Source organism: Psychrobacter namhaensis, from assembly GCF_016107545.1.
Classification (GTDB): Bacteria; Pseudomonadota; Gammaproteobacteria; order Pseudomonadales; family Moraxellaceae; genus Psychrobacter; species Psychrobacter namhaensis.
Genome location: NZ_JABASS010000002.1, coordinates 425416 through 434393 on the forward strand (window position 1 = coordinate 425416; position 8978 = coordinate 434393).

Below are 8978 nucleotides of genomic sequence, written 5' to 3' on the forward strand. Positions count from 1 at the left end.
CCGAGGCAAAGGAAAAACTTATGAATAAGCGCAGTATGTCCGTCTTATTGGTAGCTACAATGACACTGCTTTCAGGGTGTGATCGGTCCGAGCAAGACCCGAACGTTGTCATGTCTGAGCACCAACAAGATCCGATTGAAGAGTTAGAAATGAGCTCAGACGTGGATCATAGTAAACTTAACTACAAGCAAACTTTTTATGTGCCGATTTACTCAGATGTTTATACCGATAAAGACAATCGCAAAGTCTTGCTGTCAGCAACTCTAAGCGTCCGAAATACTACCCTAAAAAAATCACTTTATGTGAATAAAATTGACTACTACGATACCCATGGGACCTTGATAAGGTCATACTTAAACACCCCCATCGAGCTGCCAGCGATGGCAACGCTCAATTATATCGTTGAAAAAGAAGAGGATAAAGGCGGCTCGGGTGCGAACTTTATTATCGAAGTCGAAGGCATAGATGAAACGGTCAAACCTGTCATAGAAGCAGTCATGATTGGAAATTTTAGCAATAAAGGGTTTGCGTTTAGTACAGAAGGTACGCCAGTTGTGCATTGATGAATGGGGAAGGTAGTCCTCACTAAGAATAATTCAATTCAAGGAAGAGATATGTCTGCAACCAAGGAAGAGATCGTCGCCTTTATGGCCCTAGAGTTTCCACAAACCAAGTGCGTTGTTGAGGCAGTAGATGACACTGGTGCGACGTTATCACACACTATTGGAGTGGATGAGCTGCGGCCTGGCGGCACAGTTTCTGGTCCGGTATTGATGAGCATCGCTGATGTCGCCATCTATGTGGCGATACTTGGCAGAATTGGTATTGTTCCATTGACAGTAACGACGAGCCTGACCATCAATTTTTTGCGTAAACCCTCGGCCAACGCTCGTATTATCGCTGATTGCACCTTAATGAAAGTAGGACGCACGCTTATCGTGGGTGAGGTATCGCTTTATTCAGAAGGCACAAGCGATTTGGTCGCACATGTGGTGGGCACGTATTCGGTACCCCCTAATTAAAGAGCGATTTTCATCAGATAGGACGGATACGTCTACTATGCAAAATTCAGTGTCTCTTAATTCAGTGCTTAATGAACGTTTAATAATAAATGGCGGTGAACGTGATGTGAACGAAGTCAGCAAAGAGATGGCGGCCTTTATCAATTTGCCGCTCAATATTCAGGATGCGTTAAAGCGTAGTAATCGGATTGTATTTGTCGCGAACAATCCTTCTATCAGTACGGATCAACTTGAAAAACTGCTACAGCCCGATGATGTTTTGGTGTTGTTTAATCACTTTATACACCCTGATTTCTTTGCCAATCATCCATTAGCAAGTGCATTACCCAAATTGTTATTTTTTCGTCAGATTGGCGATAGTAAGTTGCATTTTGGCTTACCGCCCCGCAGTAACAACGTGTCAGTGATGAAGCGGATGGCAAAGTCTGCACCTATAGGCATATTATTGAGCAATCAATCCTACCAGTTCCCCTCTCTAAATGAAGACCCAAGTCCGAGTGAGGATCCCATCTCCTCCGAGCGCATACTCATTATTCCACCAGCCGTACAAGCGTTGTTGCAAAGCGCGCAGCACCATAGCATGTTGTCAGACCGTCATCCAGTCGTTGCCGACTATCCTTGTTTTAGTGATGTTCATTCATCGGCACCTTCGTCAGGTTTTCTGTTATATCGGTTGCTGCTCGCGGCTCGAGAGCATTTACAAAATGTCCAAAAAGCTGTGCTACCACTAAAGCTATTAATGCTTGGGTTTAATGATAACGACAAAACGGCTCATTTTTGGCATGGACACAATTGGGAATTTGAGCGGCGAGAAATGAGCTCGCCGCCACCAGAAGTGGAAGTTATTCGTCAGTATTAAGTAGGCGAGATTCACCTCGCAATGGTGTTTTTATCTGAGCGATGCCAAGCAATCAAGGTTTAAACGTAAGGCGCATCCGGACAATGAGCGGACGCCATTTCATGGCAACTGGGTCTTCGTATGAGCACAATCGGGGTGGTTTGATCGACCTTCCAACTGATGAGGCCCATCTTAGTAAATTGTGACAGCCACCCATTCATTGGCCAGCACTGCCATTTACTGTAAAAGCGATTGGCATTGATGATAATGCTATCTAAATGATTGAGAGGCGGTCGATAGACGCTGTGCTGCTGATGATAAACCACGTCAGCGGTGAGATAAAAATCCATATTTAATTGCCGCGCCGTAAAGGCAAAATCGGTATCTTCTGCCCCGTACCCTGTGTACTGGGTATCAAACCCACCAATCTGCTCGAAGTATGGTCGGTTAATCGCAAAGCACAAACTCCAAAATGCGCCGTAATCTTCTGTTTTTTTAGTTGCCGTTTGCTTAGTCGCTATCGTCTGTTTTTTGGTAATACAGGGTTCATTTTTAACAAAATTATCACGATAAGGATTGTAAACAGACAGTCTGTTTAGATAAGAGATAGAGAGGGTGCCATCTCGCAGTTGTAAGGCTTCTTCTTCTGACAACGGCCGCGTCAGATAGCGCGGTTGTCCCATAAACAAACCATTTGGTTGTGTCTGCAACTTCGTTTTTAGCTGCTCAATAAACGTTGGTGCGACGATACAATCAACGTCTAAAAATATGAGCGTGTCATGAGAAGCACGAGCTGCACCAAGATTGCGATTGTGACCGATATCAAAGTCAATGTTAATGGATCTATTGGCCGTGCTACTGACTGGCGTATTCACTGAGGTGGCGATTTGTACGATGTTTAAATCATACTCAGCCAAGCGTGTGGGGTCAGCATCGTCATTGACAATGATGACTTCGGCAGGCTGAATACGGCTATTCATTAAGCTGCTTAGTAGGTTGTACAGGTGCCGGTTGCGTCCGTAACAAGTCGTGATAACGGTGACGGGCGCACGCTTAGCAACAGAGTGAGAAGTGGATAGGGTTTTTATGGTCATCGGTTGTCACCGTTTTTTATCGTATGAATAAGCTAAAAGTGCCATTTATCTGTGTTCAAGGCCAACGTTTAAGATTAGGTTTCAGGACTTAATGTAAGCTGAGGCAACAACCACTCGTTAAACCAAGACTTAGCAGTCGAGTAGGTCATGGTGCTACTCATAAAGGCTTGGGCCGCGGGCAAGCTATCAGCGTAGGGCGGTGACGGGACATCATCTGATTTATCCTGTGCCTGCGTTTGAATTGGGTCATCAGGATTGGTATAGGGACGATCATCGAGAATGAAGCGCACAAATTGCTGCCAGTTTAATGCACGTCCCTGTGCGATCAACGCTTGTGCCATGACTTCTTGCTCTTGATGCGGACGGTCATCCGGCAGAACGACTACTGGTGTGGCACAGTAATAAGCTTGCGCGATGGTGTTCAGACCACAGGCCATAAGCAAGTAGTCACTATGATGCATAAAGGGGGTCACGTCATCTACCTGAGTGGCGATATCGACATAGCGCCGCATAGCGTCGGCTATCGGCCCGAGCGATATGATAAAAGCAGTGGGTAGTAGACGACGCAACTCAGGTAACTTCTTATCAAGGACTTCATGGCCGCCATAGCCTTTGATGACAGTAACGATAATAGGGTCAGATGCTAACGAAGCTTTAAGAGCTTTATTGTCATCGCTCAACGTCATGAGTGTTGTTATGAAATCAGGATAGGTTGAAACGTCAGGTTTGGGGTTGTTGATAAAACCAAGGTATAGCGTTTTTTGGTCTACCCAGTTAGGCGTCAGAGTGGTTTCAAGCACTCGAGGATAAGGGCAGAGTAATGCTAGCGCCCCAGCAAAAGCATTTAGGTGAGGCGTATCATCGCGAATACCGGGAAGCCTCACATAAAGATAAGGGATACTGGCCGCTCGGCACAGCATGGCCACTTCAACACTAACATCGATAATCATCACATCGATCTGACGCTGAAAAATCGTCTCTAGCATTTGCCGGCTGCGCTTTTGTATATCGATATTACCCACCGGAGAATAATGCAGGCTGGCAGGTTGCCAATGCGCGCCTGAACGGCCTCTCAAGACATCATCAGGACGTTCATCTTCGGCACGAAGACGGACAATCTGTTGTTCCTCAATACAGGTAAACGCATAAGCCTCTGAGGGCAAACTGGTGAATACCGTTAATTGTTTTTGCTCCTTCGTGGATAAGAGTGCGGCAAGCTTGTCTACTTGTCGACAGTGCCCTGAGCCATGATGATGGGCGTAATAACCAATACGCATGATTATCGCTCCTCCTGCGTGTCTGCCCTTAACTGCTGCTGACTGGTGTTCGAAATGTTCAAATTATTCAAAGTGTTCAGGGATAAAGGTGGATTTTCTGGAGTAGCTAAGGGTGGCGTCTGATGACTTTTTTCTAACGTTTTTGTATATAGTGCTAGATAGCCTTTTACCATGGCTGTGACTGAGCAAAACTGTACAGCACGTTTGCGGCAAGCTTGTCGCGATAGTTTTTTAACCTCAGTAAATCCTTGTATAAATGCCTTTTTATCTTCTTTAGGAACGATAACACCAGTGTTTGGGGTGACAATTTCAGCACTCGCACCCACATCAAAACCAATGATTGGTGTACCGCAGGCCAAGCTCTCAGCCAAAGTCAATCCGTAAGGTTCATCCCAAGTGCTGGTAAATAGCATCGCGATCGCTTGGCACAGATAACGATTAACCTCGTCTTTTGTGACATGACCGACATAATCAAACAGTGGTTGCGCTTTATTTTTACGGTCTTTAGATAATAATGGCGCCACCTGCTCGTTAAAGTAATCTTCGTTACTTTTAGGACCTGCAATGATGAGTTTTTTGCCCGCTTCCATGCAGTATTGCATCGCTAAATGCGTGCCTTTTTCAGGGCAAATACGTCCGTACCAGAAGTACACCTCATCATCGCAACCAGCATCCACAGGCACGTCAGTGTTAGCAGTAAAGGATGCAACGTCGATGCCGTTATAAACAACGTGTGATGACACGTACTCAGAAAAAAGCCGCTGCTGGTGCTGACTAACGGCGGTAAATTGGGTTTTTGTCCCATGGCGCAGTGTCAGAAGGGCTAGCCGCAGTTGCGGAAAAATAGGCGTATGAAAGGTGGTAATAAATCGTGAGCCAAAGGCTTGACCGGTCAGCATTGGGACATGATGCAAACTGTGGTTATGGACTATATCAATCTCACCGCGCTCATCGCGTTCAATGGCATCGCGTAGTACGTATTGATAGAGTACGTATTGGTACATCTCCTCACGACTCATCCCAAGTGCCTTATGTTCATTCGCGTGGACAGTCTTGTCAAATTCAGTCCGTGTCAACATTGGGATTAAGGTCGCTTGCGTTCGACTGTCTTTATCAGCGTACAGCAAAACGTCATGACCTTGAGTAACCAGCTCATCACATAACAGTTGGGTAATCATCTCAAGCCCGCCTGCGTAAGGCTGGGCAATGGGATATAAACAGTGGGCGATAATTGCTATGCGCAAGGGTTTGTCGGCTAAATGGCTAGAGCATGTGTTATCGAGATGGCTAGAGCATGTGTTATCGAGGTCAACAGAATCTGCAAAATGAGGAGGGTTGGCACAAATCATATAAACCTCAAAGTAAAAACCGCGGTGGAATTAAGATAAAAGTAACACTGATAAGTATCAGAGGTGATTGTTGTTTAAGACGTTAAGCCTTAAGGCGCTTTAAGAGTTCATGGTTTTTTTGTCTTTAAAGGCAGTCGCAATCTCATCTGTTTTGATGGGTTTGGTGTGCTGACGCACGTTTACCACGGCAGGCTTGTGATTCACGCTGATACTGGACGTTTTTGGCTCAGTCGCCACAAAATTATCAAGGGCAACCTTTGCCGCCCATAGCTTTAAAACACAAATAAGCACAGCACACATAAATAGCACGGGCGAATAAAAGGGTGAAAAAGGCGCGACGACTAGGGCAGTCGCTGCGTTTACTACCAGCAGCAGTTTTGGTAACGCGGCTATGTTTTTAAGCTGCAATGAGCTGTCCTTGCAAACACCAGATTTTTTTGGGGTGCAGATAAAGGGTTTTTTGCTGCCCCATAAAACGGGTAACCAAGATAACGTGCCAAGCTCCCAAAAATTGATATGCATCAACCATGCACGTAGTTTGGTGTGCAGACTGGTTTGATGGTTTTTATTAACTTGTTTATTAAGCGGCGCCTCATCTTGGCAATACGCCCATAAACGCCGGACTAAAAAAAACGCGTAACTTGCGTATACCAGATATAGAGGAGTGAGTAACGATACCTCATGATTAAAGTTAAAGAGGGCAATACTAATAACGAGTAGCGTACAGATTTGTAGGAAGATAAAGAAGCCTGTGAAGTTTACCCAAGCACTGAGCTGAGAGAGATGAGCACGTGTATAAGTCAAACGTTCTCCTACGCTTTTATCGCTAACGAGTCTGGGTTTTTTGAACAGACTCGGCCACGATACATAGTTGTTTAATACTTGCATGTTGCCGTAGATCCAGCGCCGACGTTGGCACAGTAGATCATCCAACGTACTGGGCAATAAACCAGTAGCAATGACTTCTGGTATAAACGTACTGCAAAACCCTTTTTGATGTAAAAGAATGCCCATTTGTGCGTCTTCAGTCAGTGAGGCTCCTGACCAGCCCCCTAACTTCAAAAGATCATAGCGACGGATCACCGCATAAGTACCTGTTGATAACGCACAGTCTCGATTAAACGGCCGGTATAAGTGATGGTTAAAATAATGATTTAATTCACTATGAATATCGGCTTGACCCGCACTACGATAGAATTGTGGGAACTGGATTAAGGTATGTTTAGGATAGCGGTTTATCGCGTTGGTCATTGACACGCGTGCATGTGGCAATGCTTGATAGTCACTATCGACGACGACCAGATGGGTGCAGTTTGGATTCATCAATCCCAAGGCTAAATTCAACGCACCCGCTTTAAATCCTTCTACGGCATCAATATGATAAAAATACACTTGTAGTTTAGGGTCTAAGCTGGCGCAAAATGCGGCTAATGGCTGATATAGTGAGGTTTCAGTGTGATTGTTATCGACAATAATAATCTCGTCATGAGGCGCTTTTACTGCCAGCAAAGATTGAATAGTGGCAATCACCAACTCTGCTGGTTCAGCTCGGGTCATTAATTGAAAGCTCAAGGAGATCGTCATATTGGCTTGCGAATGATGGTCTTGTAGCGCGCGCTCCATAGGCAGCTCTGCTACCTCTGTCAGCATTTCCTGATAACGTAAACCATTATTGGCCGCCATGATTTTTTCCTATAAACCATTCAACATGTACTATTTGATTAGGAATAATCGCGAAAATTAACCCTAGCCTTATCTACCAATTTACATACGTCCGTTCTTTGTTAGAAATATCATAGCCTAGGGCTGGATAAGAAATTACTGCTTAAATGTTTAAGAAACCTTAATAATGTAAAGCTAAGTAATTTTTGTAAAAATACAGATAATTCAATGATTTATTGTTGGCATTGAGAAGAGTGTAAAAGATGGATATAAGAAATACGCTGACTTTAATAGCGGATATCGTTATTAGATCTAGGTTCAGAGGAAGATTAAAAGAGCACGCTGAGAGGTAGAAAGAGGTTTCAATATAGATGACCATCAATTGAATTGAGGACACGCCCTAGTTTAATCCCTGCATATAATTGAGAAAGATATGAAGTCTATTATCTATGTACATGAACATTCAAACTAGACGATGGACAATGGGTAGATAAAATACTGCTGCCATTGATTAGTTGGGTGTGGATACTACAAAGGCGTTTGCTCGGAAAATTGCTAACACTAGGATTCGATCTAAGTGTTGAGGGGTAACTAGATGTTGTTTATAGCAAAAAGTAACAAACCACTAGCTTAATCCTGTGCGAAAGAGAGTGCCCACGACCACAAAGGTAACGGAAAACAGAGTCACCAAGATGATATTGACTGAAAAACCCTTGAGTGTATGAGCAGATAATCTAGGTATCCTATAAAAGCGAGCATGTAAGGCGACTAAGGTAGTCATTAGCAGTAATAGTACCTTGAGACTGATCAGAATGCTTAAATCATTGTCAAGTTTAAACCATGAACTAATATTAGGTAACATCTGGTAGGCCATCCAAAATCCAGTGATTATTTGCACTACTAAAGCTGGCATTCCGATCTTTTCAAAAAGCTGCTCAAACTGCAGCAAACCATCAATATTATGTGATGACAACGCTTTTGGTAGTACGACCAAGGCCAAAATTAGATGTCCACCTGTCCAGATAGTTGCGCCTAATAAGTGTAGTATTAGTATATAGTTAAGCATAGATGGAAATCCTTAACGGTCAATGACAACGACCTTATTTCTACTAGATGGGGTATTTAGTTATGAAACGTGCCGCACAATTACAGCCACTATCTCGCCAACATCATCTTGGTCTGAATATATCTCGCCACGCTAAAGAATGTACTGATGAGCCTAAAGAAACTGCCAAGCACTGGCTGAGTCTTGTATCTTATATTAAGGAGATGCAAAGCCATTTTCAGATTGAAGATAACCTAATTGCTAAGGCTCTACGACCTTATAGTGTTTCTAAGCCTGATGTGGCATTGGCGCTTAGTGCCCTCGATAAGCAACACAAAACCTTGCATATACTTATGTCAGAGGTTGAAGGTTCATCGCAACATCAAAGCAACCAAGTCACGGCCACACAAGTCAAGAAACTGGCCACATTACTATATGATCACATTCGTTTTGAAGAACGTGAGCTGTTTCCGCTCGTTGAGAGCTATCTCACAAAAGAGGAATTGAATGCTATTTATGCTGCTATTCCAGATAGCATCAAACGCTCAGATGAGAATCGCTAAACGAAATATTATGTAAAGCTTATTTAAGTAGATTTCTTATTTAGTACATGGCTTTATCAATGATGTCTCAATCAATAGTCAAATACCCTGCTTGCACAAAGTGTTGTCTACCTGCCGTCGAGCGTAGA

Annotated in this window: 9 protein-coding genes; 4 read left to right on the plus strand and 5 right to left on the minus strand. The window is 43.9% G+C overall.

All coding sequences use genetic code 11. The annotated features are described in order from the left end of the window. Positions 1 to 20: 20 nt before the first annotated feature. The 3 genes from JFC06_RS03755 to JFC06_RS03765 are packed head-to-tail and all read left to right on the plus strand — an operon-like array spanning position 21 to position 1881. Positions 21 to 563 carry a DUF3124 domain-containing protein gene (locus JFC06_RS03755; protein WP_193004911.1) on the plus strand — a complete coding sequence of 181 codons (543 nt, stop codon included), beginning with the start codon at positions 21 to 23 and terminating at the stop codon, positions 561 to 563. Positions 564 to 614: 51 nt separating this feature from the next. Continuing rightward, positions 615 to 1022 (plus strand): PaaI family thioesterase, encoded by a 408-nt coding sequence (locus JFC06_RS03760; RefSeq protein WP_198334017.1) that lies wholly within the window; start codon positions 615 to 617, stop codon positions 1020 to 1022. A gap of 37 nt (positions 1023 to 1059) precedes the next feature. After that, positions 1060 to 1881, plus strand: coding sequence for a hypothetical protein (locus JFC06_RS03765; protein WP_198334018.1), 822 nt, complete (start codon positions 1060 to 1062; stop codon positions 1879 to 1881). A 59-nt stretch (positions 1882 to 1940) separates the two neighbouring features. Here the strand turns inward: JFC06_RS03765 and JFC06_RS03770 are convergent, their stop codons facing one another. From JFC06_RS03770 to JFC06_RS03790, 5 genes are all read right to left on the minus strand, one after another. Continuing rightward, on the minus strand, positions 1941 to 2954 hold the full coding sequence (locus JFC06_RS03770) for a glycosyltransferase family 2 protein (RefSeq protein WP_198334019.1): 1014 nt from the start codon (positions 2952 to 2954) through the stop codon (positions 1941 to 1943). Between the two features lie 74 nt (positions 2955 to 3028). Next, on the minus strand, positions 3029 to 4231 hold the full coding sequence (locus JFC06_RS03775; protein WP_198334020.1) for a hypothetical protein: 1203 nt from the start codon (positions 4229 to 4231) through the stop codon (positions 3029 to 3031). A 2-nt stretch (positions 4232 to 4233) separates the two neighbouring features. After that, positions 4234 to 5475 (minus strand): glycosyltransferase, encoded by a 1242-nt coding sequence (locus JFC06_RS03780; protein ID WP_198334021.1) that lies wholly within the window; start codon positions 5473 to 5475, stop codon positions 4234 to 4236. A 204-nt stretch (positions 5476 to 5679) separates the two neighbouring features. Continuing rightward, a complete protein-coding gene (locus JFC06_RS03785; RefSeq protein ID WP_198334022.1) occupies positions 5680 to 7263 on the minus strand; it encodes a glycosyltransferase family 2 protein in 1584 nt (527 codons plus the stop codon). Between the two features lie 604 nt (positions 7264 to 7867). Further along, entirely contained in the window at positions 7868 to 8308 is a 441-nt protein-coding gene (locus JFC06_RS03790; RefSeq protein WP_198334023.1) for a CopD family protein, read from the minus strand. 62 nt (positions 8309 to 8370) lie between these two features. On the opposite strand from JFC06_RS03790, the gene JFC06_RS03795 reads away from it, so the two are divergent. Beyond that, the gene (locus JFC06_RS03795) at positions 8371 to 8850 is read left to right on the plus strand and encodes a hemerythrin domain-containing protein (RefSeq protein ID WP_193004919.1); all 480 of its coding nucleotides are present in this window, start codon (positions 8371 to 8373) and stop codon (positions 8848 to 8850) included. The last annotated feature ends 128 nt before the right edge of the window (positions 8851 to 8978 follow it).